The organism is Vibrio sp. Vb1018 (assembly GCF_033338775.1).
Classification (GTDB): Bacteria; Pseudomonadota; Gammaproteobacteria; order Enterobacterales; family Vibrionaceae; genus Vibrio; species Vibrio alginolyticus.
Map to the genome: position 1 here is coordinate 19547 of NZ_JAWOTI010000014.1, position 25837 is coordinate 45383.

The 25837-nt window shown below is 44.5% G+C and carries 27 protein-coding genes and 1 other RNA gene; 17 read left to right on the top strand and 11 right to left on the bottom strand.

The features are described 5' to 3' along the window. Positions 1–120: 120 nt before the first annotated feature. The 4 genes from epd (at position 121) to mscS (ending at position 4995) form a co-directional block, all read left to right on the top strand. On the top strand, positions 121–1158 hold the full coding sequence (gene epd / locus R7Z10_RS15135) for an erythrose-4-phosphate dehydrogenase (protein ID WP_318105211.1): 1038 nt from the start codon (positions 121–123) through the stop codon (positions 1156–1158). Between the two features lie 151 nt (positions 1159–1309). Continuing rightward, complete coding sequence (locus tag R7Z10_RS15140) at positions 1310–2470, top strand: phosphoglycerate kinase (protein WP_005384547.1); 1161 nt, start codon at positions 1310–1312, stop codon at positions 2468–2470. Between the two features lie 154 nt (positions 2471–2624). Continuing rightward, positions 2625–3701 (top strand): class II fructose-bisphosphate aldolase, encoded by a 1077-nt coding sequence (gene fbaA, locus R7Z10_RS15145; protein WP_005380996.1) that lies wholly within the window; start codon positions 2625–2627, stop codon positions 3699–3701. A 427-nt stretch (positions 3702–4128) separates the two neighbouring features. Next, positions 4129–4995, top strand: a complete 867-nt coding sequence (mscS, locus tag R7Z10_RS15150; RefSeq protein WP_005384548.1) for a small-conductance mechanosensitive channel MscS — start codon at positions 4129–4131, stop codon at positions 4993–4995. Between the two features lie 47 nt (positions 4996–5042). On the opposite strand, the gene R7Z10_RS15155 is transcribed toward mscS, so the two are convergent. Beyond that, positions 5043–5525, bottom strand: a complete 483-nt coding sequence (locus tag R7Z10_RS15155) for a YbaK/EbsC family protein (protein WP_017633558.1) — start codon at positions 5523–5525, stop codon at positions 5043–5045. A gap of 26 nt (positions 5526–5551) precedes the next feature. Then, a complete protein-coding gene (locus R7Z10_RS15160; protein WP_151515121.1) occupies positions 5552–6181 on the bottom strand; it encodes a LysE/ArgO family amino acid transporter in 630 nt (209 codons plus the stop codon). Positions 6182–6328: 147 nt separating this feature from the next. Here R7Z10_RS15160 and R7Z10_RS15165 point away from each other — a divergent pair, with 147 nt between their 5' ends. After that, the gene (locus R7Z10_RS15165) at positions 6329–7225 is read left to right on the top strand and encodes a LysR family transcriptional regulator ArgP (protein WP_025768836.1); all 897 of its coding nucleotides are present in this window, start codon (positions 6329–6331) and stop codon (positions 7223–7225) included. Positions 7226–7433: 208 nt separating this feature from the next. Next, complete coding sequence (locus tag R7Z10_RS15170; RefSeq protein WP_005384550.1) at positions 7434–8126, top strand: oxidative stress defense protein; 693 nt, start codon at positions 7434–7436, stop codon at positions 8124–8126. A 71-nt stretch (positions 8127–8197) separates the two neighbouring features. On the opposite strand, the gene serA is transcribed toward R7Z10_RS15170, so the two are convergent. The 5 genes from serA to R7Z10_RS15195 form a co-directional block, all read right to left on the bottom strand. Then, positions 8198–9430, bottom strand: a complete 1233-nt coding sequence (serA, locus tag R7Z10_RS15175; protein ID WP_005384551.1) for a phosphoglycerate dehydrogenase — start codon at positions 9428–9430, stop codon at positions 8198–8200. Between the two features lie 274 nt (positions 9431–9704). After that, positions 9705–10361: a ribose-5-phosphate isomerase RpiA gene (rpiA, locus tag R7Z10_RS15180; protein WP_005380982.1), complete on the bottom strand. Its 657-nt coding sequence runs from the start codon at positions 10359–10361 to the stop codon at positions 9705–9707. 53 nt (positions 10362–10414) lie between these two features. Continuing rightward, positions 10415–11014, bottom strand: a complete 600-nt coding sequence (locus R7Z10_RS15185) for a 5-formyltetrahydrofolate cyclo-ligase (protein WP_005384552.1) — start codon at positions 11012–11014, stop codon at positions 10415–10417. A gap of 5 nt (positions 11015–11019) precedes the next feature. Beyond that, positions 11020–11204: non-coding RNA, 6S RNA (ssrS, locus tag R7Z10_RS15190), on the bottom strand. Between the two features lie 8 nt (positions 11205–11212). After that, a complete protein-coding gene (locus tag R7Z10_RS15195; protein WP_005384553.1) occupies positions 11213–11521 on the bottom strand; it encodes a cell division protein ZapA in 309 nt (102 codons plus the stop codon). 249 nt (positions 11522–11770) lie between these two features. Here R7Z10_RS15195 and R7Z10_RS15200 point away from each other — a divergent pair, with 249 nt between their 5' ends. From R7Z10_RS15200 to R7Z10_RS15210, 3 genes are read left to right on the top strand one after another with little or no spacing between them, the layout of a single operon-like run. Further along, positions 11771–12349 (top strand): YecA family protein, encoded by a 579-nt coding sequence (locus R7Z10_RS15200; RefSeq protein ID WP_005380976.1) that lies wholly within the window; start codon positions 11771–11773, stop codon positions 12347–12349. Positions 12350–12372: 23 nt separating this feature from the next. Beyond that, positions 12373–13551: a 2-octaprenyl-6-methoxyphenyl hydroxylase gene (ubiH, locus tag R7Z10_RS15205; protein ID WP_138939845.1), complete on the top strand. Its 1179-nt coding sequence runs from the start codon at positions 12373–12375 to the stop codon at positions 13549–13551. A gap of 31 nt (positions 13552–13582) precedes the next feature. Continuing rightward, positions 13583–14791, top strand: coding sequence for an FAD-dependent 2-octaprenylphenol hydroxylase (locus R7Z10_RS15210; RefSeq protein WP_033907445.1), 1209 nt, complete (start codon positions 13583–13585; stop codon positions 14789–14791). 65 nt (positions 14792–14856) lie between these two features. On the opposite strand, the gene R7Z10_RS15215 is transcribed toward R7Z10_RS15210, so the two are convergent. The 3 genes from R7Z10_RS15215 to ygfZ all read right to left on the bottom strand — a co-directional run bounded on the left by R7Z10_RS15215 (position 14857) and on the right by ygfZ (position 17137). Then, complete coding sequence (locus R7Z10_RS15215; RefSeq protein ID WP_005380970.1) at positions 14857–15063, bottom strand: DUF1107 domain-containing protein; 207 nt, start codon at positions 15061–15063, stop codon at positions 14857–14859. 639 nt (positions 15064–15702) lie between these two features. Further along, positions 15703–16176: an aminoacyl-tRNA deacylase gene (locus R7Z10_RS15220; protein ID WP_005384562.1), complete on the bottom strand. Its 474-nt coding sequence runs from the start codon at positions 16174–16176 to the stop codon at positions 15703–15705. Further along, positions 16169–17137, bottom strand: a complete 969-nt coding sequence (gene ygfZ / locus R7Z10_RS15225; protein WP_054577171.1) for a tRNA-modifying protein YgfZ — start codon at positions 17135–17137, stop codon at positions 16169–16171. Before ygfZ ends, R7Z10_RS15220 begins: the two co-directional genes overlap by 8 nt. 189 nt (positions 17138–17326) lie before the next feature. Here ygfZ and R7Z10_RS15230 point away from each other — a divergent pair, with 189 nt between their 5' ends. Beyond that, positions 17327–17587, top strand: coding sequence for a succinate dehydrogenase assembly factor 2 (locus R7Z10_RS15230; RefSeq protein ID WP_005380951.1), 261 nt, complete (start codon positions 17327–17329; stop codon positions 17585–17587). Then, positions 17556–18017: a protein YgfX gene (locus R7Z10_RS15235; protein WP_238939353.1), complete on the top strand. Its 462-nt coding sequence runs from the start codon at positions 17556–17558 to the stop codon at positions 18015–18017. Before R7Z10_RS15230 ends, R7Z10_RS15235 begins: the two co-directional genes overlap by 32 nt. Positions 18018–18039: 22 nt before the next feature. On the opposite strand, the gene nadB is transcribed toward R7Z10_RS15235, so the two are convergent. After that, complete coding sequence (gene nadB / locus R7Z10_RS15240; protein WP_005380947.1) at positions 18040–19653, bottom strand: L-aspartate oxidase; 1614 nt, start codon at positions 19651–19653, stop codon at positions 18040–18042. Between the two features lie 554 nt (positions 19654–20207). Between nadB and rpoE the strand changes: the two genes are divergently transcribed. The 6 genes from rpoE (at position 20208) to lepB (ending at position 25824) form a co-directional block, all read left to right on the top strand. Then, positions 20208–20786, top strand: coding sequence for an RNA polymerase sigma factor RpoE (gene rpoE / locus R7Z10_RS15245; protein WP_005380946.1), 579 nt, complete (start codon positions 20208–20210; stop codon positions 20784–20786). 26 nt (positions 20787–20812) lie between these two features. Continuing rightward, the gene (locus R7Z10_RS15250; RefSeq protein ID WP_005380944.1) at positions 20813–21439 is read left to right on the top strand and encodes a sigma-E factor negative regulatory protein; all 627 of its coding nucleotides are present in this window, start codon (positions 20813–20815) and stop codon (positions 21437–21439) included. Continuing rightward, a complete protein-coding gene (gene rseB / locus R7Z10_RS15255) occupies positions 21436–22395 on the top strand; it encodes a sigma-E factor regulatory protein RseB (RefSeq protein WP_005380941.1) in 960 nt (319 codons plus the stop codon). The genes R7Z10_RS15250 and rseB overlap by 4 nt, the downstream gene beginning before the upstream one ends. Before the next feature lie 2 nt (positions 22396–22397). After that, a complete protein-coding gene (locus R7Z10_RS15260) occupies positions 22398–22868 on the top strand; it encodes a SoxR reducing system RseC family protein (RefSeq protein ID WP_005384575.1) in 471 nt (156 codons plus the stop codon). Positions 22869–23026: 158 nt separating this feature from the next. Further along, positions 23027–24820: a translation elongation factor 4 gene (gene lepA, locus R7Z10_RS15265; protein ID WP_005380934.1), complete on the top strand. Its 1794-nt coding sequence runs from the start codon at positions 23027–23029 to the stop codon at positions 24818–24820. A gap of 104 nt (positions 24821–24924) precedes the next feature. Next, complete coding sequence (gene lepB, locus R7Z10_RS15270; RefSeq protein ID WP_042521273.1) at positions 24925–25824, top strand: signal peptidase I; 900 nt, start codon at positions 24925–24927, stop codon at positions 25822–25824. The last annotated feature ends 13 nt before the right edge of the window (positions 25825–25837 follow it).

Sequence of the window (25837 nt, forward strand, 5' to 3'; positions counted from 1 at the left end):
ATAAGGTCGAGCATAGTCTCGACCTTTTTTAATCCTGCTTTACTTTGATTCAACAGGTGCGTTTGTCAGCCTGATCAGGTAGTATCTGTGACACGAAATTTTTGGTAGGGCGAAGGATAAATGCTAAAGGTTGCGATCAATGGATTTGGACGTATAGGTCGTAATGTTCTGCGAGCGGTGTATGAAAGTGGAAAACACCAGCAGATCAAGGTTGTGGTGGTTAACGAACTAGCTCAGCCAGAGGCGATGGCACACCTACTGCAATATGACACCAGTCATGGTCGCTTTGGTAAAAAAATTTCCCATGACCAAGAACATTTGCATGTTCATCATGACAGCGGTGAATATGATTCCATTCGCATTCTCCACCTCTCCGAAATCGAATTACTTCCTTGGCGTGATTTAGAAGTTGATATCGTCTTGGATTGCACTGGCGTATTTGGTTCGCAAGCCGATGGGCAAGCGCATATAGAAGCAGGCGCGAAGAAAGTACTGTTTTCGCACCCGGGCGCAAACGACCTAGATAATACGATTATCTATGGCGTGAACCACGAAACTCTGAAAGACGAGCACCGTGTTGTCTCCAATGGCTCTTGCACCACCAACTGTATCGTTCCCATCATTAAAGTACTAGACGAAGCCTTCGGCATAGAGTCTGGCACCATTACCACAATTCATTCGTCCATGAACGATCAACAAGTAATTGATGCGTATCATAACGACTTACGCCGTACCCGTGCTGCAAGCCAATCTATTATTCCGGTGAACACTAAGTTGCATAAGGGGATTGAAAGGATCTTCCCGAAATTTTCCAACAAATTCGAAGCAATTTCTGTTCGTGTTCCAACGGTTAACGTCACTGCAATGGATTTAAGTGTCACAATTAGTACAAATGTGAAAGTTAATGACGTAAATCAAACCATTGTTAACGCATCTCAGTGTACATTACGTAACATTGTTGACTATACTGAATCGCCACTCGTTTCCATCGACTTTAACCACGACCCCCATAGTGCGATTGTGGATGGAAGCCAGACTAGAGTGAGTAACGGGCAACTCGTAAAAATGCTCGTTTGGTGCGACAACGAATGGGGCTTTGCTAACCGGATGCTGGATACTGCCTTAGCAATGCAAGCTTCTTCGCAAGTGGAACAGTAATGACGAAGAAGTGATGGAGAATTTTTATTTCTAGCCTTGAAATAAATCCATAATATCTCCATATCTATAACCAGTTTGAAGAATTAACAGGCTTGGCAGGGTTGCCGAGTTTTCAAAAACTTTAATTATTAAATATTTGAGAGGACACATCATGTCTGTAATCAAGATGACTGACCTGGATCTTGCAGGTAAACGTGTATTTATCCGTGCTGACCTAAACGTGCCAGTAAAAGACGGTAAAGTAACTTCGGATGCACGTATCATCGCATCTCTTCCAACTATTAAGCACTGCCTAGAAGCAGGCGCTAAAGTAATGGTTACGTCTCACCTAGGTCGCCCAACTGAAGGTGAATACGCTGAAGAGTTCTCTCTACAACCAGTTGTTAACTACCTAAACGACGCACTAGATTGCGAAGTGAAGCTAGCAAAAGACTACCTAGATGGCCTAGAGCTAAATGCGGGTGAACTTGTTGTTCTTGAAAACGTTCGCTTCAACAAAGGCGAAAAGAAAAACGACGAAGAGCTATCTAAGAAATACGCAGCACTATGTGACGTATTCGTAATGGACGCATTCGGTACGGCTCACCGTGCTCAAGCATCTACTCACGGCGTTGGTATGCACGCAGACGTAGCATGTGCTGGTCCTCTACTAGCGAACGAACTAGAAGCGCTAGGCAAAGCAATGGACAAGCCAGCTCGTCCAATGGTTGCTATCGTAGGTGGTTCAAAAGTTTCTACTAAGCTAACGGTTCTTGAGTCTCTATCTAAAATCGCTGACCAACTCGTTGTTGGTGGTGGTATTGCTAACACATTCATCGCAGCTGCTGGCCACAACGTTGGTAAGTCTCTATACGAAGCAGACCTAGTTGAAACAGCTAAGAAGCTAATGGACGAGTGTGCAATTCCAGTAGCAACTGACGTTGCATGTGCGAAAGCATTCGACGAGAACGCAGAAGCTGAAATTAAGCACGTTTCTGAAGTACAAGACGACGACATGATCTTCGACCTTGGTCCAGATTCAACAGCTGAACTAGCTGAAATCCTTAAAAACGCTAAGACTATCCTATGGAATGGTCCAGTAGGCGTATTCGAATTCAAGAACTTCGAAGCAGGTACTAAAGGTATCTCTGAAGCTATCGCAGCTTCTGAAGGCTTCTCTGTTGCAGGCGGTGGTGACACGCTAGCAGCTATCGACAAGTTCGGTATCAAAGCGGATGTATCTTACATCTCTACTGGCGGCGGCGCTTTCCTTGAGTTCGTAGAAGGTAAAGTTCTTCCAGCAGTAGAAATGCTAGAAGCACGCGCTAAGTAATTAAAGCAAAGCGGGGGAGTGATTCTCCCGCTTTCTTGTTTGCTGCAACGTGTGAGGAACTCTGCTAGAATAGCCTCAGTTGTGAGCAAACGTTTGCAAGATTTTCAACTTAACAAGTTTTGTTTAAAAACGACAGATAAATAGGATTACATCCATGTCTAAGATCTTCGACTTCGTAAAACCAGGTGTTATCTCTGGCGATGACGTTCAGAAAGTATTTGAAGTTGCAAAAGAAAACAGCTTTGCACTTCCAGCAGTAAACTGTGTGGGTACTGACTCTGTAAACGCAGTACTTGAAGCAGCTGCAAAAGTTAAAGCTCCAGTTATCGTTCAGTTCTCTAACGGTGGCGCTGCTTTCTTTGCTGGTAAAGGTCTAAAACTTGAAGGTCAAGAAGCTCAAATCCTAGGTGCTGTTGCTGGTGCGAAATACGTTCACGCTGTAGCTGAAGCTTACGGTGTTCCAGTAATCCTACACACTGACCACGCAGCTAAGAAACTACTTCCTTGGATCGACGGTCTACTAGACGCTGGTGAAGAGTACTTCGCGCAAACTGGTAAGCCACTATTCTCTTCTCACATGATCGACCTTTCTGAAGAGTCTCTAGAAGAGAACATCGAAATTTCTGCTAAGTACCTAGAGCGCATGGCTAAAATGAACATGACTCTAGAAATCGAACTAGGTTGTACTGGTGGTGAAGAAGACGGCGTTGACAACTCTGATATGGATGCGTCTGAGCTATACACTTCTCCAGAAGACGTTGCATACGCATACGAGAAACTAAGCGCAATCAGCCACCGTTTCACTATCGCAGCATCTTTCGGTAACGTACACGGCGTATACAAGCCAGGTAACGTTGTACTAACTCCAACTATCCTACGTGATTCTCAAGCGCACGTTTCTGAGAAATTCGGTCTTCCAGCGAACTCTCTAAACTTCGTATTCCACGGTGGTTCAGGTTCTTCTCTAGAAGAAATCCGTGAATCTATCGGCTACGGTGTAATCAAAATGAATATCGATACTGATACACAGTGGGCTACTTGGGATGGTATCCGTAAGTTCGAAGCTGAAAACCACGATTACCTACAAGGTCAGATCGGTAACCCAACTGGTGAAGATGCACCAAACAAGAAGTACTACGATCCACGCGTATGGCTACGTGCAGGCCAAGCTTCAATGGTTACTCGTCTAGAGCAAGCATTTGCTGACCTTAACGCAGTTGACGTACTATAATCGTTACTGATTAAGTTACTTAAAAACCCGCTCTTTGAGCGGGTTTTTTTTATATCTATCATTTTCTTCCCCTCTGCTTTCTCCCGATATTTTTATGCGTTAGGTTGTATTTGCTAGTGAGATATCTCACCTTTAACGTTTTTTTTAAAGAAAACATGGGAATATCAGTCTTAAGAGTGGCGAAATCAGAGTGCATTGCGTAACCTGTAACAAGTCAGTGTCAGAAAGCTCTGATAAAGTCTTGTTTTGCATATCTTTGCGAAACTCTGACTTTGAAAAAAGTCAGAGTTGGGATATTGTGCCAAAAATCTGACACTGTTCAGTGGAGCAATAGGGATGTTGTTTTAGAAAAGAGCCTTTAAAAAAACAAGGTTCATAAATTAACGGCAATTGGATTTATATCTCTTTATTTTTGAGGATAAGAATTATGGCAGGTGAATCGGTGGGTATCGATACCACTTTAACGGATGGTCTAACTCAGGCTGAAACTTGGCTGACAAACAATTCAGATCTACTGGTTCAGTACGGTGTGAACATTATCTCTGCGGTGCTTATTCTGTTTATCGGTAATCTTATCGTTAAGGCAGTCGCTGGTAGTGTTTCTAAAGTACTAGAAAAGAAAAACATGGATAAGGCCGTCGTTGAATTTATTCACGGTCTTGTTCGTTACTTGCTATTTGTAATCGTGCTAATCGCGGCTCTTGGTCGATTAGGAGTTCAAACCGCTTCTGTTGTTGCTGTGATTGGTGCGGCAGGTCTTGCTGTTGGTCTTGCACTACAAGGTTCACTATCAAACTTTGCAGCAGGCGTACTTATTGTTGCGTTCCGTCCATTCAAATCAGGCGACTACGTAGAAATCGGTGGTGTAGCGGGTAGTGTTGAAGCAATTCAAATCTTCCAAACAGTTCTAAAAACACCAGACAACAAAATGGTTGTTGTGCCTAACTCTTCAGTTATCGGCGGTGCCATTACTAACTACTCTCGCCATGCGACACGACGTGTCGACCTAGTGATTGGTGTTTCATACAAAGCAGACCTTAAACTAACGAAGAAAGTGATTCGTGAGACGCTAGAGAAAGATCCACGTATCTTGAAAGACCCAGATATCACAATTGGTGTACTTACGTTAGCAGACTCTTCAGTTAACTTTGTGGTTCGTCCATGGGTGAAAACTGCAGATTACTGGGGCGTATACTTTGATGCAATGCAAGGTATTAAAGAAGCATTGGATGAAAATGGTATCGAGATTCCATTCCCACAAATGGATGTTCACCTGAACAAAGTCGACGCTTAATCAAAAGCAGTCGATATTCAAAAGCGAGGCCAATAGGCCTCGCTTTTTTATACTTCGTAAAGGGTGTGATGACCAGCAAGTAAGAGGCGTTTTAGATGTTTACCTGCAAATCCAAATGTGAACTCAGGTAAGCCAGGCGTATAGAGCAACTCTTGATGTTGATAGAGATTGGTATCAACAATGATAGTGATGTATTCCGGTAAGCCTATTGGGCAAACCGCGCCGGGTACGCAACCTAACACTTCGACCATTTCATCGTCATTACAAATAGAGGGACGTTTACCTGTAATCGCTTTAATCTGCTTGGCATCGAGGCGCGAGTCCTTATCTGTCAGATAAACTGCGTAACCTTGTCCTTTGAGTGTTAAAAAGAGGCTTTTGGTATGCGTACCCGTCCAACCAAGCTCTCTCGCAATGCGTATATCTGTCTCAAAGTCTAAGATGGCTTCGTGCTGCCATTCCCGAAAAGGAATAGAGAGCGCGTTGAATCGCTCTCTATTGTTGTTATAAATACGTTTTAGTGACTCCATGTCTCTGCTGCCTTACTACCTTATGATTACCAATACTTATCAATAAGCTCACTCGCTAAGATATACGCTATTGTGAACATCATCATTGCGATTGCAATGTCGATGGTTTTTTTCACTTTTGGTTTAGAGAGTGTTGGACCTAGTTTGGCGGCTCCTATCGATAAAGTGTAGAACCAAACAAAGGAAGCCATAATCGTACCTAGTGCAAAAGCAATGCGATCATGGCCTTCAAATTGTCCACCGATCGAACCTAGAATAACGACTGTATCTAAATATAAGTGCGGATTAAGCACAGTGACGGCTAACGCACCTAGAATAACCGTTCGACGACCTCGAGCTACGATCTCCCCTTTTGATTCCGATTCACTCTCTGGCTTAAAAGCACTTTTTAGCGAGAGCAGTCCATAGAAGCTCAAGAAAGCAATACCACCAAGTGTCACCGACGTCAGTAAGATTTCATTTTGAGACAGAATTGCACCACCACCAAAGATACCTAGAGAGATGAAAATCATATCTAGCACGCTACAAATAGTGGCGGTTGTTAGATGGTGGTTACGCTTTATGCCTTGATTCAAAACATACGCATTTTGCGCGCCGATCGGAATGATCATTGATGCTCCTAAACCAAAACCTTGCAATAGAACCCACAAGTTCACACTTCACCTCACTTCAAAATAACAAATACATTTACAGAGAGGGGAAAGATAAAGCGTTTATCTAAATAAGTATAATTAATGATTTTAATCTTACATTAGATAGACTAATTTAACGGGAGGCGTTTGATCAGGAGTGAGAGGAAAGGTATGCGAGGGTTAGATTACAAATGGATTGAGGCATTAGACGCTATAGTTTATCAGGGTAGCTTTGAGCGTGCTGCCGAGCATTTATTTGTTTCTCAATCCGCCATTTCTCAACGTATCAAGCAGTTAGAGAAGTTTCTCGCGCAGCCTGTTTTAATTCGAAGCCAGCCACCTAAGCCAACGCTAATTGGTAAAAAATTGTTGGGTCTTTATCGGCGAGTACGCTTGCTAGAGCATGAAATTCTCCCCGAATTAAAAAATGATACCAGTACGCGACCTGTGCAACTCTCTTTAGCGACTAATGCAGATAGCCTTGCAACATGGCTACTGCCAGCGCTGCAAAATGTTATGAAGCAGCGTCAAGTTGAACTAAAACTGACTATCTATGGTGAATACCGCTCTATTGAAAAACTCAAAAGTGGCGAAGTGACAGGAGCGATCAGCTTGGAGTCCCAGCCAATCCCCGGATGCAGAGCAGACTATTTAGGTCGCATCGATTATGTTTGTGTCGCGAGCCCAGAGTTCTATCAGCGTTATTTTTCTAAAGGCGTAAATAATCAGACATTGGCAAAAGCACCGGCCGTTTCATATGACCAATATGATGATCTACATAAAACATTTCTTACCGAGCATTTTAACGTCAATCCTGACAGCGTTATTCATCACAACATCAGTAGTTCTGAAGCGTTTCTAAAAGTGGCGTTAGCTGGTGTTGCTTATTGCTTGATCCCCCGCTTGCAAATTACCGACGAATTAGACAGAGGTGTGTTGGTTGATGTGACTCCAGGTTTTTTAATGTCCCATCGGATTTATTGGCACCACTGGCAGTTAGAAACTGGGGTATTACAAGAAATCTCACACGCGATAGTGGGGTATGCGCAGCAGCATCTACCTCAATAAGTTTGTCAGAGCTGCATATCGTTAACTTAAGTGTGTTTTGTTTAAAAATTACGCCAATGTTACATAGTCAAAGTTGTGTTAGAAGTCACTATGGGTGCTTGGATAATCGGCGGAAGTTTCTATTATGAAACCACACGCTTTCTCAGCCATGATAGTGATGTTGGAATCTGAGATTAAGTACTTAATTTTGTATGGATGGATTTATTGAATGAAATTGTATTCATTTTTGCTGGCTTCAGCACTCAGCCTTACCAGTGCTTCAGTTTTGGCGAATACGCCAGAGTTTGCTCATGTTACGACAACGGGGTATGGCGAAGTGACGGCCACACCTGATATGGCTACGTTTTCTGTAAAAGTAGTCGATACGACAATGACGGCCGAACAAGCGAAATTGTCCGTAGATAAAACCGTTGAAGAGTTTCTAAAAAGCTTATCGGATGCCGGCTTGTCAAAAGACAATATTACTAGCTCGAATTTATACCTTGCTCCTCAGTACCATTACCCTAAATCAGGAAAAGCAGAACTTGTTGGGTACCGAGCATCTCGCAGTATTGATGTCACGGTGACGGATCTGAAAAACCTTAACCAATACCTAGATATGGCGTTAGAAGCGGGAATTAATCAGGTTGATAATATTCAACTTAAGGTAAGCAACCAAGCCGAGTATCAGCAAAAGGCACGAATGGCTGCGATTAAGGACGCAAGAGAAAAAGCAGGGTCATTAGCGACTGGTTTTGAGAAAAAGTTGGGCGATGTATGGCAGATCAATTACAGACAGATGCACGTTCAGCCTGTGTTAATGCGTTCAATGGCGATGGATAGTAAAGAAGGAGCGAATAGCTACCAAGATTCAACTATGATCATTCGCGATCAAGTCGATGTCATTTATAAGCTAAAGTAAGGCTTAGCAAACAGTAAAAAGCAAAAGGCAGGGAGTCATAACCCCTGCCTTTGTCGTTTCTGTTTCACTGTTTAGTGAAGGATACGAGCACGGATTGTGCCTTCAATGTTTTTGAGCTTTGTTAGAGCTTCTTCTGAGCGTTCAGTTTCAACGTCGATCACTACGTAGCCTATTTCAGCGGCTGTTTGTAGGTACTGCGCGGCAATGTTAATGCCTTCTTCAGCAAAGATGGTGTTGATCTGAGTTAGGATACCAGGACGGTTCTTGTGGATATGAAGCAGACGAGAGCACTCACCACTGTGTTCTGGTAATGACACTTCAGGGAAGTTTACGCTTGAAAGTGTCGATCCGTTATCAGAGTACTTAGCCAGTTTACCCGCCACTTCTAAGCCGATATTCTCTTGTGCTTCTTGTGTTGAACCACCAACGTGTGGAGTGAGGATGACGTTATCGAATTTTTGTAAAGGAGACTCGAACGGGTCAGCATTCGTTTTTGGTTCAGTTGGGAATACATCAATTGCAGCGCCGGCAAGGTGACCAGCTTCTAAGCTATGGCAAAGTGCAGGAATATCCACAACGGTGCCACGTGCCGCGTTGATAAAGATGGAACCTGGTTTCATTCGAGCAAATTCAGCTTCACCCATCATGTTTTTCGTTTCCGGTGTTTCGGGAACGTGCAAAGAAATCACATCACATTTGTTCAGTAGTTCACTCATGGTATGTACTTGCGTCGCATTACCAAGGGACAGTTTGTTCTCAATATCGTAGTAGTAAACGCGCATACCTAAGTTTTCGGCAATAATACCAAGCTGAGTACCAATGTGACCGTATCCGATAATGCCAAGGCACTTACCACGAGCTTCGTAAGAGTTGTCTGCACTTTTCTTCCAAATACCGCGATGTGCAAGTGCATTCTTTTCAGGAATACCACGCACTAGTAAAAGGATTTGCCCAAGTACAAGCTCTGCCACGCTTCGAGTGTTAGAGAATGGTGCATTAAAGACAGGAATACCGCGTTTTGCTGCTGCGTCTAGGTTTACTTGGTTAGTACCAATACAAAAACAGCCAATTGCAACCAGCTTGTTCGCCGCATTGATTACCTCTTCGGATAGGTTCGTACGGGAGCGGATACCAATGAAGTGTACGTCTTTTACCGCTTCAATTAGTTCTTCTTCCGGAAGGGAACCTTTATGGTATTCAATGTTGGTATAACCAGCTGCTTGAAGAACTTCAACTGAAGAAGGGTGGAGTCCCTCTAACAAGAGGATCTTAATCTTTTCTTTTTCCAGTGAAACTTTGGCCATTTTTTCTCGTCCTTAAAATGGAAAGGTGGGCTAATGTGGCGCACATTGGACAAAACTATTAAAAAGGGGATAATTAACAGTTTTGTAGGAAGACAAACGTTTCCCTGTGCGTCTTCTGTTCAATAAAGTAACAAAAAAAAATTGCTTTGGGTAAGAAAATTACGGAATAAGAGATAATTTTCTTATAGAAAGGAATAAAAAACGGTGCCTTGCAGCACCGTATGTAATGAAATAACAGAAAAGTGAACCAGATAGGTTCATTTTGGGCTGTTATTTATTCTTCAATTTTTGCACCTTCTGGTGTGCCAGTGATCACTACGTCTGCACCACGATGAGCGAAAAGACCCACAGTCACCACACCAGCGATGCCGTTTATTTTGTCTTCCATTTCTTTCGGGTTGGTAATTTGCATATTGTGCACATCCAGAATCACGTTGCCGTTGTCAGTCACAACGCCTTCACGGTAAGCTGGATCACCACCTAGTTTTACCAATTCACGAGCCACGTAAGAGCGTGCCATTGGGATTACTTCAACAGGCAATGGGAACTGGCCAAGTACGTCAACTGCTTTAGTGCCGTCAACGATACATACGAACTTATCAGAGATTGCTGCGACAATTTTCTCACGAGTCAGAGCCGCGCCGCCGCCTTTGATCATTTCACGTGCTGGGTTGATCTCATCTGCGCCATCAACATACACATCCAGCTTCATTACATCGTTACACTCGTATACTTCAATACCAAGCTCTTTAAGGCGCTCAGTTGAAGCGACAGAGCTAGACACTGCACCTTTAATATCATCTTTGATAGTGCCTAGTGCATCGATGAAGTGATTCACGGTAGAGCCAGTACCAACACCGACAATGCTGCCTTTCTCAACATATTTTAGTGCTGCCCAACCAGCCGCTTTTTTCATTTCATCTTGAGTCATGCCAATCTCCTGAATAGATGTTCGTTAACGTTTGCGGGCGTGATTATAGCGGCTTACTTGTCACTTTCCCATTGCCATATTTGGCTTGGGGTCACGATCTTAGGTAATGGAATGTCCCAGCTTTCAATTGGTAAGCGTTCTACATGTTGGCAGTCATGAGCGATACCAACAGGTTTAGCTCCCTCTCCAGTTATAAACCAACGTGACAGAGTACGATCGTAGTACCCTCCGCCCATGCCTAAGCGGTGTCCGATACTGTCGAACCCAACTAAAGGCGTGCAGATTAAATCAAGCTGGCGAACGGGTTTGAGGTGTCTGATATCGAGCTTGGGCTCTAAGATGCCGTACTTGTTGTAGACGAGCTGTTCATCACTTATATACTGAAGAAACAGTAACTGACCTTTAGAAAAGGGGTGGATGACGGGCAGATAAACCGATTTTCCCTGTTGCCATAACCATTCAATGAGCGGTTTAGTATCAAGCTCACCGTCTGCAGAAAGGTAGATGGCAATATGTTGCGCCTGATCGATTTCAGGAAGTTGGGAAAATTGAGTAATAAGGTCGATTCCCGCTTGGTATTGTGTATCACTGCACAGAGCGTTGCGCTTTTCACGAATCAGTTTGCGGAAGTCTTGTCGAGAGAGGTCTGACATAGAGAGAATACCCCAGGGTGCCGTTGAGGATTGTGGCCCTTGAACCAGCTGGTTCAAGGCGGATCAGCAATGACAACCGTAGGCTTCTCGGTGCATGCCGAGCTTGCTCAATAGTTACCAAATACTAACCCTTAGGTATTGCTTATCGGCTCAGGGACTTAAATCCTGCTGACGCACACCCCAGGGTAAATTTTGTATTTACTGCTGTCCTTGCGTAACTTTGCTTAGTGCGTTCTCTAAAGACGCGGTGAGCTTTTCCATTCGCTCAGTAATTTCTTGCTGTTGACCATTGGATTCGTATGACTTGGTGTGCAACTCATAGCAAATATTCAATGCAGCAAAGGTCAGCAGTTGGATTTCATTGGTTACCTTAGTACGTTCGCTCATTTCTTTCAATCGGCGATCCAGATCTTTTGCCGCTGCAACAAGAGACTCTTCTTGTCCTGTCGGACAATTCACTCGTGTAAGTTTGCCTAATATTTCAACGTCGATCGCTTGATTGCTCATGATGAATAAACTCTATATTCGCGCTATCTAAGGTGTTGCTTCATACAACTACCGAGGAGCAAACTATAGGAAAACCGCTATTAAGATTCAAGCATTTCCCATCACAGAAAGAGAAATGATGACGAGATCACACAGGAATTGGGCAAATTGAACAAATGCTGTCCAAAATTGAATTTGATAGCCGTTTCAGACCACTAACCTTGATGGTAGGATATACCAATACATTATTACGTAAGAATGAGCCAAGTTATGAGTGAAATCACCCTTCCTGAATACCAATCTATTGCTGCTGAACTGCAATCGGCAAGCCTAGCAGTGACACCGGCGGAGTTACATGGCTTATTTGTTGGCATGTTAAGTGGTGGATTGGCGATCAATGATCAAACTTGGCAGCCGATTCTTTTTGACTACACCAATGATGGGATGGGGTGGCCCTCGACAGCACTCACTTTTGCTCAGAGCATATTCAACGTTACTGTTAATGAGCTTACTGGCACGTCAATGGAGCTGTCTTTACTATTGCCAGATGAGCCGGGCGAAGAAGGCTTATTCGCATTAGCTGACAGTGTGTCCGACTTTGTAAACCACTTTATTTCTGGGTTAGGTCTAGCAGGCGTTGCGCTTAATAAAGCATCTGATGACGCTAAAGAAGCACTGGCTGACTTAGAAGAGATTGCCAAATTAGGCATCGATGAAGATGACGATCTTGGTGAACAAGCGCAATTGCTAGAGCAAGTGATTGAGCACATCAAAGCTTGCGTACTAACGATTCATGCTGAATTTGGTGTTCGTCCTGAAAGCAGCGACAAAAAACCTACTATTCACTAATCGTAGACCGTCCAGAGGTTAGTATGAAGCAATATGATGTAGTCATTGCTGGTGGTGCCATGGCTGGTGCAACGTTAGCATTGGCGATTGACCATTTGTCTCAGGGAAAGCTCCGCATTGCCGTCGTTGAGCCTTTTAAAGCACAATCAGATATGCACCCTGGTTTTGACTCTCGCTCAATCGCATTGTCTTACGGTACTGTCAATCTGTTGCGTCAACTACAGCTCTGGACGTCAGTAGAACCGTTTGTCACCCCCATTGAACATATCCACGTTTCTGACCGTTCTCATGCTGGGATGACGGAGATTACCAAGCAAGAGGTCGGGGTTGAAGCTCTAGGGTATGTTGTAGAACTAGCCGATGTTGGGCGTGTATATCAAGAATTATTAGACAGTAGCGAGTCAATTACGCTGTTTTGTCCTGACTCCGTTACCGATATCGAGCGCGAGCAAAACTGTACCCATGTGACGTTGAAAAGTGGTGAGCAACTTGAAGCAAAACTGCTGGTGGCTGCAGATGGTGCTGTTTCGACCTGTTGTCAGAAAATTGGTCTAGAACTTTCTGAGCAAGATTTTGAACAAGTGGCTGTCATTGCCAATATTGTGACTCAAGAACCTCATCAAGGTAGAGCCTTTGAACGTTTTACTGAGAATGGCCCTGTTGCTTTATTGCCAATGAGTGACAATCGAATGTCCTTAGTTTGGTGTTTGCACCCTGAAGAAGCCCAAGCCGTTCTTGAGTTATCTGATCAAGCATTTCTCCAGCGTTTACAGAACGATTTTGGTTGGCGTTTAGGCGCGATGAAAAAAGTGGGGCGCCGTGCAAGTTACCCATTGCTTCTTCGCCATCGAAAGCAAAATGTTTCACATCGCTTTGCGATTGTTGGAAATGCGGCGCAAACGCTGCACCCGATAGCTGGACAAGGCTTTAATCTCGGTATTCGCGATGTAGTCTCACTAGCAGAAGAAATTGTGCAGCAAAGTGAGGATGTGGGTCTTTATCAAGGCCTGATGCGCTTTAGTCAACGTAGAGAAGCAGATCGAAGCGAAACTATTTGGCTAACCAGTGCCTTAGTGCATGTTTTTTCAAATGATTTACCCGCGATGCGAATTGGCCGAAATACTGCCTTAGCAGCGATGGATAACCTTTCTATTTTTAAGCAGCCGCTACTACGCCATACACTTGGCTTGGTAAAACGATGAACGGCCGCACTGAATTAGGTAATAAAAAGCAATGATGCAAAGTGTAGATATCGCCATCATCGGCGGAGGGATGGTTGGGTTGGCACTTGCTGCCGCGTTCAAAGACAGTGATCTGCGTGTCGCCGTTATTGAAGGTAAAGTGCCAGATGATTCGTTGAAAGAATTACCCGATGTTCGTGTGTCTGCGCTGAGCCGCTCTAGTGAGACGATTTTGCGTAAACTTGGTGCTTGGCAGGGCATAGAACAGCGCCGAGCTTCACCTTACCATGGCATGGAAGTATGGGAACAAGATAGCTTTGCCAGCATTGAATTTAATGCACAAAGTATGGCACAACCTGATTTAGGGCATATTGTTGAGAATCGTGTGATTCAACTTGCGCTGCTTGAACAAGTCCAAAAGCTCGATAACGTCACGATGTTTATGCCCGCACGTTGCGCGACTCTCGCGGTCGGTGAGCAAGAAAGCTGGCTGACGCTCGATAATGGCCAAGCCATGACCGCTAAATTAGTGGTCGGAGCCGATGGGGCGAATTCGTGGCTTCGCCATCAAATGGATATTCCATTAACGCATTGGGACTATGGTCATCATGCTTTGGTCGCGAATGTCAAAACTGCTATGCCACACAACAGCATTGCGCGCCAGATATTTACTCCTCACGGACCGTTGGCATTTTTGCCAATGTCGCAACCAGATATGTGCTCTATTGTTTGGTCCACGGAGCCAAATCGAGCAGAGCAGTTAGTGGCGATGAGTGAACATGATTTCAATAAAGCGTTGACGAGTGAGTTTGATGCTCGACTTGGTCTATGTGAAGTAGTGGGAGAGCGTGCTGCGTTTCCTTTGAAAATGCGCTATGCGCGAGATTTTGTCGTCGAGCGAGTCGCGCTGGTTGGTGATGCGGCCCATACCATTCACCCATTAGCGGGGCAGGGTGTGAATTTAGGTTTATTAGATGCGGCCAGTCTTGCTCAAGAGGTGTTAGCACTTTGGAAGCAGGGGCAAGATATCGGCAGTAAACGCAACCTAAGAAGCTACGAGCGTTGGCGAAAAGCGGAAGCGGCAAAGATGATCGCTACTATGCAAGGGTTTCGAGATTTGTTCTCTGGCGAGAACCCTGCTAAAAAGCTTGTTCGTGGCATTGGCTTGAGTTTAGCGGGGCAACTGCCGGGAGCGAAAGATGAGATCATGAAGCGCGCGCTTGGTTTAAAGGGACACTTGCCGGATCTGGCGCGTCAGTAAGTGCAAAGCAAACTTCAAATACACAAAAGGCTGGTTAATCCAGCCTTTGTTTTATCAACATTTTGCTAAGCATATGCGCATCGGAGTTTCATTATTTCTTGATTGATCTCTTTGACCGCTCGGAAATGGCGTTGCTCTGCTTTCTCCGGCAGTATTAACTTACCGTTATCAAACTCGAATCTACCGACCCCGTAAATATAAATTCTTCCTTTAAAAAGACGACTTATATGTTTAGCAATCATACTTGGTGTATAGCGCTTAAACAGTCTCATATTTACTTTCCTTTTATCTAACCTAGCCTAGGTATTCTACGTTCTGGACGCGAAAATTATTGTGACAGCAATAGTATTAAATACAGATGTAGGATGTTGCGTCAGAGAATTGTGTTGTCTTAGACAATTTGACAGTGTCATCTCTTAAATAGCGTGAGGATTACCCCAAAAATAACCTCTCTAAAGGAACCCTTACGCCAATACACTCCTTTTTACGTGACGCATTAAGCAATAGTTTTGTTACAGAATTAAGAATAGAACGAAAACGGTTGTTTGCTAGTTGTTTCTATTAAGGTCGTGCCTCGCGCAACACACTTTGCGTTCTAACGATTAGAGGAAATGAAAGAGAAAAAGTTCCACGTAAAAAAAAGCCCGCTTCAGCGGGCGAATAGTCACAGATGCATTACACAAAAGTGGATAACTAACTGCATGAATGCTGTCACTCAGCTAGCTGACTCACTTTATATTGGTTAAGTGCTTGTTTGAAACTTAACCAACAAATTCAGCATATACGAGTTTTATCTTTGTGACTATTTATGTTTTATATGTGATTAAAAATTCTCATGTCTATTTTTGTAGATATGAGCGAGATCACGCAGTGATAGAAACACTACGTGTCATTACATTGTTTTTAGACGATTAACGACAGATCTCAGCTACGGTCGGCTGACACAATTGGATAAGATCTTGGATAGAAAGCGCCAGTCCAGCCATGCGATCGCCACTGCTGATCGTGACTTCCTGTTCTTCTAGTAAGCTAGGGTCGAACACGATTGGCATATGACGTTTTAGTAGCAGAGGAGTGACAGTACCAATTTTGTAACCAGTGATGGACTCAACATCGGCTTGATCAACACAAGTCATCCGGCGACATTTCAGTAACGAGCGCACTTTTTTGGGATCAACGCTACGATCACCTGGCGCACAGGCGAGTGCATATTGATTACCCATGTCTCGTAGCAAGATTGCTTTCACCATTTGAGAGGGGCGAATGCCGCGTTGGTGCGCGGCATCCTCAATGGTGGTTGCTGGTCTTTGATGCGGTAACAGACGAAACGGAATGTGTTGGTCTGTGAGAAATTGCATCAAAGGAGTATTGATTGTATTACTCATCATCAAGACTGTAAGGCAGTGATTCGATTGTCCATTCACATTCTGGTTGCGCAACCAAACGAAGACGAGTGTCCTCATCGAGATTATTAGGCAGCACGATCAGGCCAATCGCGTGATTGTCACTGAACTGGTAGTGATTTAATAAAGCACCTACTGAACGCCAGTTTTCACCTACGCTGCGTTCGAGCTCAATTGGTTCGTCACTGAATGGAGCAGAAGTTGCACCTTTTACGATATACATCGCACGTTTATTGGTACCGCGATACTTCGCTCGTGCTACCGTTTCTTGTCCCGTGTAGCAGCCCTTTGTGAAGCTTATGCCTCCTAAAGCTTGTACGTTAAGTGCTTGTGGAATGTGAGCATTCTGCGCGGATGCAGAGACAAATGGTAAACCTGCCTCAATATCGAAACGATTCCAAAGCTCATTTGTCGTAAAGACAGCGTCGGTAGTTTCAACGATTTGCTGTGCTTCTGGCGCACTTAATATCAGTAACCAGCGATCTTGTGCAACTTGCACTGCTGTGCCACCGTCAACTGGGCGAACGCTGCCAGTTGTCTTGCTCATTGTTGAAATGAATTCGTCGGCTTTGACGCCAGCAACACCTAAGATAACGTCATCAGAAGCTTCAATCGTTACTTTAGAGAAAATAGCGTATTTCTTTATTTCATTAAGTTCTACGTCAATCGCCGATTTTGGTTGGATCATGCCGTAGCCATCATGATGATGGAAAAGGCGGAACACGCTCCACACTTTTCCTTTCGCATCACAATGTGCGCCCAGTGTTGATTGGTCTTGTTCTAAAGAAACAACATCGCAGGTAACCTGACCTTGTAAGTATGATTTTTTATCATCACCGATCATGGTGATCATGCCGAAGTTATCCAGCAGTGAGATAGATAACTCTGGAAGTGCGTCTTGAGTTGAGAGAGGTAATGCTGAAAAACGAGTTTGCCATTCCATAATTACAATGCCTTTTGAAGATATTTTTCCGCTATGTTATACCCAAATAACCTTGAGATACTAGGGGAGCGATTTACGAATCAACATTTGTCTGCTTTCACTATCGTATTGTGACCCGCACACTAGTGACGTAGCACATCCCTTGTTACACTCCGCACTAACAACAAGACATCTATGAAGGAATAGTGAATGTACACTCCGGAAGAAAAAGCGCGTATTAAATGGGCTTGTCGTCGAGGCATGCTTGAGCTTGACGTAGTAATTATGCCGTTTTTTGAAGAGTGCTTTGATACTCTGAGTGAACAAGAGCAGCGTGACTTTGTTTCTTTACTTGAATGCGATGATCCTGATCTGTTTACTTGGGTAATGGGGCATGGCCGTAGCGAAAATTTAGGTCATGCAGCAATGGTTGATAAAATTGTCGCCCATAACCTCAGCAAAGTTCGTTAATTTTACTGCTTCTCCCTCTCTGACTGCCCGAGTCTTCAATGTTGTACTTTTCTTATTGATGACTTGGGCTGTTATCTTCTCTAGCATTCCGCTCGTATTATCGACTTATTTGTTATTACTGATTGTTAAGGCTCTCTCAAGCCAAGGCCTTGTTCAACCTACAAGTCATGGGCATTGGTATGTGCACTGCGATGGCTCGGTTAGGTTTGATGCCCTTGAGTATGGCGAATACTCGGAAGATATTGAGTCCGAAAAGGGTCATTTACAGCGAGTTGATACATCGGCATCACCATTCAAGATAACATTCCAATTGCAATCTGGCCGTAGTGTTACGATTTGGCGTGATAGCTGTGACGATGAGCAGTATCGTCAATTATCTTTGGTATTACGCCAATGGGAAATGAAACAGGGAGCTAATGCTCCCTGCTGATGTAATAGTTTAATTGGTAAAGTTAAAGCTGTTTAGCTGGAACCAAAATCGTTGGTCCGCTGTTTTCCAGTTGGTTCGGATAGTCAAGCGTGTAGTGCAAACCTCGACTCTCTTTACGCTGCATCGCACAACGAACCATCAACTCTGCTACTTGTAAAAGGTTACGCAGTTCTAATAAGTTGTTCGACACTCGGAAATTGCTGTAGTACTCGTGTGTTTCTTGTTGCAACAGTTGGATACGGCGTAAGGCGCGCTCTAAACGCTTGTCAGTTCGCACAATGCCCATGTAGTCCCACATAAACAGACGAAGCTCGTGCCAGTTGTGCTGAATGATCACTTCTTCATCACTATTGGTTACTTTACTTTCATCCCAACATGGCACCTGTGAGGGTAGCTCAACGTTAGTGTGATGTTTTAGAATATCTTTTGCCGCAGACCAAGCATAAACCACGCATTCGAGAAGTGAGTTTGATGCCATGCGGTTAGCACCGTGCAGGCCGGTGTAGCTAACTTCACCAATCGCATACAAATTTTTCAGATCGGTGCAGCCATTTCTATCCACCATGACACCGCCACAAGTGTAGTGTGCAGCAGGTACGATTGGGATTGGCTCTTTAGTCATGTCAATGCCCAAGTCCATCAAACGTGAATAAATGGTTGGGAAGTGTTTCGTAATAAAGTCAGCAGGCTTATGGCTGATGTCGAGATACATACAGTCGGCACCTAAACGCTTCATTTCGAAGTCGATAGCACGAGCCACGACGTCACGCGGAGCAAGCTCTTTACGTTCATCGAAATCCGGCATAAAGCGAGAGCCATCTGGACGACGCAGGTAAGCACCTTCGCCACGCAACGCTTCAGTCAGCAAGAAGTTACGTGCTTCTGGGTGATATAAACACGTAGGGTGGAACTGGTTAAATTCCATATTCGCCACACGACACCCTGCACGCCAAGCAATCGCAATACCATCACCAGACGACACATCTGGGTTAGAGGTGTATTGATAAACCTTTGAAGCACCACCTGTAGCGAGAACCACAAATTTGGCTCGCACGGTTTCGACATGCTCTTCGTTGCGGTTCCAAATATAAGCACCGATAACTTTGTTTTTATCACCGCCAATTTTGTCTTCGGTGATTAAGTCCAGAGCATTGTGACGTTCGAGAACATGAATGTTTGGATGGTTATGAGCGTTATCTTGCAGGGAGGTTTGCATCGCCATACCTGTCGCATCTGCCGCGTGAAGAATACGACGACGGCTATGACCACCTTCACGAGTTAAGTGGTAGCGAGGTTCATCGTCAGAGTCATCTTCTTCACGATCAAATGGGACACCACCGTCAATCAACCACTGTACACACTCTTTTGAATGCTCAGCAATGAACCTTACGGTCTCCTCATCGCAAATACCATCCCCGGCGATTTGCGTGTCTTCAACGTGTGAATCAATGGTGTCTGACTCATCAAATACGGCAGCGATACCGCCTTGAGCATAGTAGGTTGCCCCTTCGCTGCGTGGTCCTTTACTCAGCACCATCACCTTACAGTGGTTAGCAACGCGCAAAGCCAACGACAAACCTGCCGCGCCACTCCCTACCACTAATACATCACACTCATGTTCACGATTTGTGTTCATATAACTTTTATAATCCCAAGCTAAGGTAACAAAGTTACCTTGTGTATTATTTGCACACCATGTGCATTCCATTATCGCGACATCTGTCGCTAAGGGCTAAGTTGGGAGACCTATCGACGTCCGTGTTACGGCGGTGACTGAGCCACTCTTCTTTTTCATGCAGAGCATGAGCATGCTTCCTAAGTTATAATTTGTAACGCGGTGTTCAGATAGCCATTAGCCATGCAAATGAAAAGTAATAGTTTGTCAATGCCATTGCTTTTCCATGCTCGACCCAGCACAATCTGGGACAGAGATCATTCATTATACCCATTTCCCTCCAAGATGCTCGCTTGTCAAACTTAGACTAAAGTCAGGCAGCGGTGGTCATTTGGGTACAGACATCACACTGTGAAAAAACAATGACAAAAAACTTGAGAAACCATGGAACTTTCTCATTCACGTTAGGGTCACAATAGTGCTCAAGTAAGCAGTGGTGTCAATACTACGTTTTGCATAATTAGTACCCATATCTGAGAAGAGTAGGGGCATAACAAATAGGAGTATCCGCTCGAATGAACGAGCAGCTGACCGATCAAGTATTGATTGAGCGAGTTCAGAATGGCGATAAGCAAGCATTCAACCTGTTGGTAACAAAGTACCAGAATAAGGTATGTAATCTTATTTCCAGATACGTTAGTAATCCTGGCGATGTACCAGATGTAGCACAAGAAGCGTTTATTAAAGCTTACCGAGCTATCCCTAGCTTTCGTGGGGAAAGTGCGTTTTATACGTGGCTGTATCGCATTGCAGTGAATACTGCGAAAAATCACATTGTTGCTCAAGGGCGTAGACCTCCAGCGACAGATGTCGATGCTGAAGATGCTGAATTTTACGAAACAGGTAGTGCACTTAAAGAAATATCGAACCCTGAGAACTTAACGTTGTCCAAAGAATTGCAACGGGTGGTGTTCAGTGCAATCGAAGCTTTACCTGAAGATTTAAAAACCGCAATGACATTACGAGAGCTCGATGGCTTGAGTTATGAAGAAATTGCAGAAGTGATGGATTGCCCGGTAGGAACGGTACGATCGCGTATCTTCCGTGCTCGTGAGGCGGTGGAAAAGAAAATCAGACCTCTTTTGCAACGCTAGTACAAGTAATAACTATGGTGAAAATAATGGCTGACAAAGAAAAACTTTCAGCTCTCATGGATGGAGAATTGGTCGATAAGGCTTTAATTCAAGAGTTAGAGCAAGACCAAGAGAGCCGTGATGCTTGGCAGAACTATCACCTGATTGGTGATGTGATGCGAGGCGAAGCGCCAGCAAAACCTGAGTGGAATATTGCTGAAAGCGTGGCGTTAGCGTTAGAAGATGAACCTGCACACCGTGCGTTTGATTCGCACAGTGCAAATGTTATCTCAATTGCGGATACGCCAAAAGAGTCGCAACCAGAACCGCAAAAAGCAAAACGTCAGTTGCCAGGTTGGTTGACGCAGTTTGGTCAAGTTGCTGTTGCTGCATGTGTATCGCTTGTTGTTATTTTAGGTGTACAGCAGTACGGTGGTAGCGATTCAATGTCGCCGCAAACAGATCAATTACCTGTATTGCAGACGGTTCCGTTTGCTGGCAGCGCAGAACCAGTGAGTTTGACTCGTGAGTCTGTAGAACGTTCTGTAGGCGAGGCAAATATGCAAGAGCAGCGCAAGCGTGTTCATGCTATGCTGCGAGACTACGAATTGCAGTTACGAATTAACAGTGATGCATCTCAACAAGATGCAAATCTGAATCCGGATATTGAATGAAAAAATTTCTGATCAGCGCTTGCGCTCTGTTCAGTATGATGTCTTCTCAAGCCTTTGCTGGTGATAAGCCAGCGGAGGCTTTATTGCATCAAATGAGCGAGGCGAGTAAGAATTTAAGTTACGAACTCTCTTATATCCTTATCAAAAAGAACAGCATTGAGCCGTTGCTGTATCGTCATGCCACGCATGGTGACGATCAATATGCTCATCTTGTCTACTTAAGTGGCCCAGTGCGTGAAGTGATTCGTCGCGGAACTGAAGTAAGTTATATCGAAACGGGTTTAGAACCGTTCACCATCGAGTCAGGTAAAATGGTCGCTCCGACTATGCCTATGCTCAACACCAATATCGATGAGCTAAACTTGTATTACGACTATGTAAAAGTGGGTAGAGCTCGTGAAGCTGGTGTGGCAACACAAGTGCTGCGTATTGTTCCTAAAGACGGTCTGCGCTATTCATACGTACTATGGATCGATGAAAAGAGTAAATTGCCGTTACGTGCCGACCTTGTGGACCGCGATGGTGAAATGCTTGAACAATATCGCACTATTTCTTACACGGTAAACCCAAAAATCGCAGAGTTAATGAGTGGCCTGCAAGATGTTCAATTACCTGCTGTTCTCACCATGCCAAAAGGCGATATTGGGACCAGTAATTGGCAGGTTGGTTGGATCCCTGAGGGTTTCGAGCCGAACGAGCTCAACCGCTATCGTATGGCCGTTACTAACCAAATGGTGGAGAGCCAGCTGTATTCTGATGGTCTGTTTAGCTTCTCTGTTTACGTAGCAAACAAGGATGAGCATTCGTTAAAAGGGCAGTTGGTTCGCCAAGGCAGAAGAACGCTACACAGTTTTGTGAGCGGTCAACATGAAATCTCTGTTGTAGGAGACATTCCACCGACCACAGCACAGCGTATAGCCCAATCTGTCACATTTAATGTAACAAAGAGTAAATAACAATGATGACCGCGTTGGCTACCGTGACAGACGTGCATCGTCGCGGCAAGCAATACGAAATTGATTTAAGTTGCGAACAGCAGACCAGTTGCAGTAGTTGCTCTTCACAGAAAAGCTGTGGAACGGGCGTTGTTACTAAAGCCATTGGTAACAAGAGTTTATCTTGGCACCTGCGCACGGATAAATCGGTGAAAATAGGTCAAGTCGTCGAGATTGGTTTTCCTGAGTCGAGCCTAATAAAATCAGCAATGGCGGTTTATTTACTGCCATTGTTTGGTTTGATTATCGGTGCGATGTTTGGTCACTTCCTATTAGCGCCGCTGACAGCCGGCGGGGAAGGCATCATCATATTGGCATCGGTATTGTTTGCCGCTGGTGGAATGTGGATCGCAAAACGTGTTTCTCGTCCGTTAGAAGATGAATCCAAGCGCCAAGTTACCCTCGTTCGGGTACTTGGAGAGCCAATCCAGTAAGTGCTGTCCCCCTCCACTAAAGGTTATTTGGGTATGTACTTTAAATTACGTGCGCCCGTTAACGAAATTCGGTAGAATCTGCCAACTTGATTGAAATGCCGTCAGTAGATGGCGTTTCTTACTGTCCCTATTTGTAAAGAGTTAGTCACCCTAAATCTATGAAGCACATTCGTAACTTTTCGATTATCGCCCACATCGACCATGGTAAGTCGACCCTATCAGACCGTCTAATCCAAGTTTGTGGCGGGTTAACCGATCGTGAAATGGCCGCACAGGTTCTGGATTCTATGGATCTTGAACGTGAGCGTGGCATCACCATCAAATCTCAGAGTGTGACGCTAAACTACACCGCTAAAGACGGTGAGACGTATCAGCTGAACTTCATCGATACTCCGGGGCACGTTGACTTTGCATATGAAGTATCACGTTCTCTAGCGGCTTGTGAAGGTGCGCTATTGGTTGTGGATGCGGGTCAAGGTGTTGAGGCTCAAACACTGGCTAACTGTTACACCGCGATCGAAATGGATCTAGAGGTTGTGCCAATCTTAAACAAGATTGACCTACCTGCAGCTGATCCTGAGCGTGTAGCGGAAGAAATTGAAGAAATCGTTGGTATCGATGCAATGGAAGCAACTCGCTGTTCTGCGAAGACAGGCATCGGTGTTGACGACGTTCTAGAGAACATTGTGTCAGCGATTCCAGCACCGGAAGGTGATCCAGATGCGCCACTACAAGCGCTGATCATTGACTCATGGTTTGATAACTACCTTGGCGTTGTTTCTCTAGTGCGTATTAAAAACGGCGAACTGAAGAAGAACGATAAGATCAAAGTGATGAGTACGGGCCAAGTTTGGGGTGTAGACCGCCTTGGTATCTTTACGCCAAAACAAGTAGATACCGATACCCTTCGTACTGGTGAAGTAGGTTGGGTTGTTTGTGGCATCAAAGACATTCTTGGTGCTCCTGTTGGTGATACGCTGACTCTAGCGAAGAATGGTTGTGATAAACCGCTACCAGGCTTTAAGAAAGTTAAACCTCAGGTTTACGCAGGTCTGTTCCCTGTATCTTCTGACGATTACGAGAACTTCCGTGACGCACTAGGCAAACTAAGCCTTAACGACGCATCGCTATTCTACGAGCCAGAAAACTCTGCGGCACTTGGCTTTGGTTTCCGTTGTGGTTTCCTTGGCATGTTGCACATGGAAATCATCCAAGAGCGTCTAGAGCGTGAATACGACTTGGATCTTATCACCACAGCACCAACGGTAGTTTACGAAGTTGAGAAGACGGATGGCGATCTGCTGTATGTTGATAGCCCAGCAAAACTACCAGCGATCAATGATATTGAAGAAATTCGTGAACCGATTGCACGTTGTAATATCCTTGTGCCTTCAGAGTACCTCGGTAACGTAATCACCCTGTGTGTTGAAAAGCGAGGCAGTCAAGTTGATATGGTTTACCACGGTAACCAAGTCGCTGTGACTTACGATATTCCAATGGCTGAAGTGGTACTGGATTTCTTCGATCGTCTGAAATCAACATCACGCGGTTACGCATCTTTGGATTACAACTTCCAGCGTTTTGAAGCTTCGAACATGGTACGTGTAGACGTTCTTCTTAACGGTGATACTGTTGATGCATTGGCGATGATTACACACAAAGATCAGTCTCAGACTCGCGGTCGTCAGTTGGTAGAGAAGATGAAAGAATTCATCCCTCGCCAAATGTTTGATATCGCAATCCAAGCGGCAATTGGTAACCACATTATCGCTCGTTCAACGGTAAAACAGTTGCGTAAGAACGTTATTGCGAAATGTTACGGCGGTGACGTAAGTCGTAAGAAGAAACTTCTGAAGAAACAGAAAGAAGGTAAGAAACGCATGAAGCAGATCGGTAACGTTGAGCTGCCTCAAGAAGCGTTCCTAGCCATCCTTCACGTAGGTAAAGACTAAAGTTGAACTTTGTCTCACACTTGTCGGTCTTAAGACGTTAGATATTAAAATAAGTGAAAGGGTTTCGGCTCTTTCACTTTCGTATTTTTAGATAAGGGAATTTAATGGCGAATACATTCTCACTGATGTTGGTTATTGCGACTTTGGTAACTGGCGTGGTTTGGCTATTGGAAAAGCTGGTTTTCGCGAAAAAGCGTCAGGAAAAACTGGCTGAGATTCAAGCTCAGACGTCTAATGGTTTGGATGCAGTGACCTTGCAAAAAGTAGAGCGTCAGCCTTGGTGGGTTGAAAATAGCGTCTCTATTTTTCCTGTGATCGCGTTCGTTTTAGTATTACGTTCTTTTATCTACGAACCATTTCAAATCCCATCAGGCTCAATGATGCCTACCTTGCTAGTTGGCGATTTCATTTTAGTTGAGAAGTACGCGTACGGTCTAAAAGACCCAGTATGGCGTACTCAGCTAGTGGAAACTGGTAAGCCTGAGCGTGGTGATATCGTGGTATTCAAATACCCACCACAACCAAGTGTGGACTACATTAAGCGTGTAGTTGGTTTACCTGGTGATATCGTGCGTTATTCAAGTGATAAGCAGCTTTGCGTGCAAAGCCTAGGCGAATCGGCATGTAAGCCAGTTAAACTGAGCAATGTTGAAGAAAGTCAGTTTAGCTCGAACGGTATTCCAATGATCCAACTGGATGAAAAATTGGGTAACGTTGAGCACAATATTTTGGTTAACCCTCTTGTGCGTAACCGCGTGGAGCAATATTTCCCACGCAGCGGAACGACAGAGTGGGTTGTACCACAAGGTCAGTATTTTGTGATGGGTGATAACCGTGACAACAGTGCTGACAGCCGTTACTGGGGCTTTGTTCCAGAAGCAAACTTAGTCGGTAAAGCTGTCGCGATCTGGATCAGCTTCGAGTTTGATCGTGGCGCAGATAGTGTTCTACCTTCATGGATTCCAACTGGTGTGCGTTTTAACCGCATCGGTGGCATTCACTAACCATTCAAATATC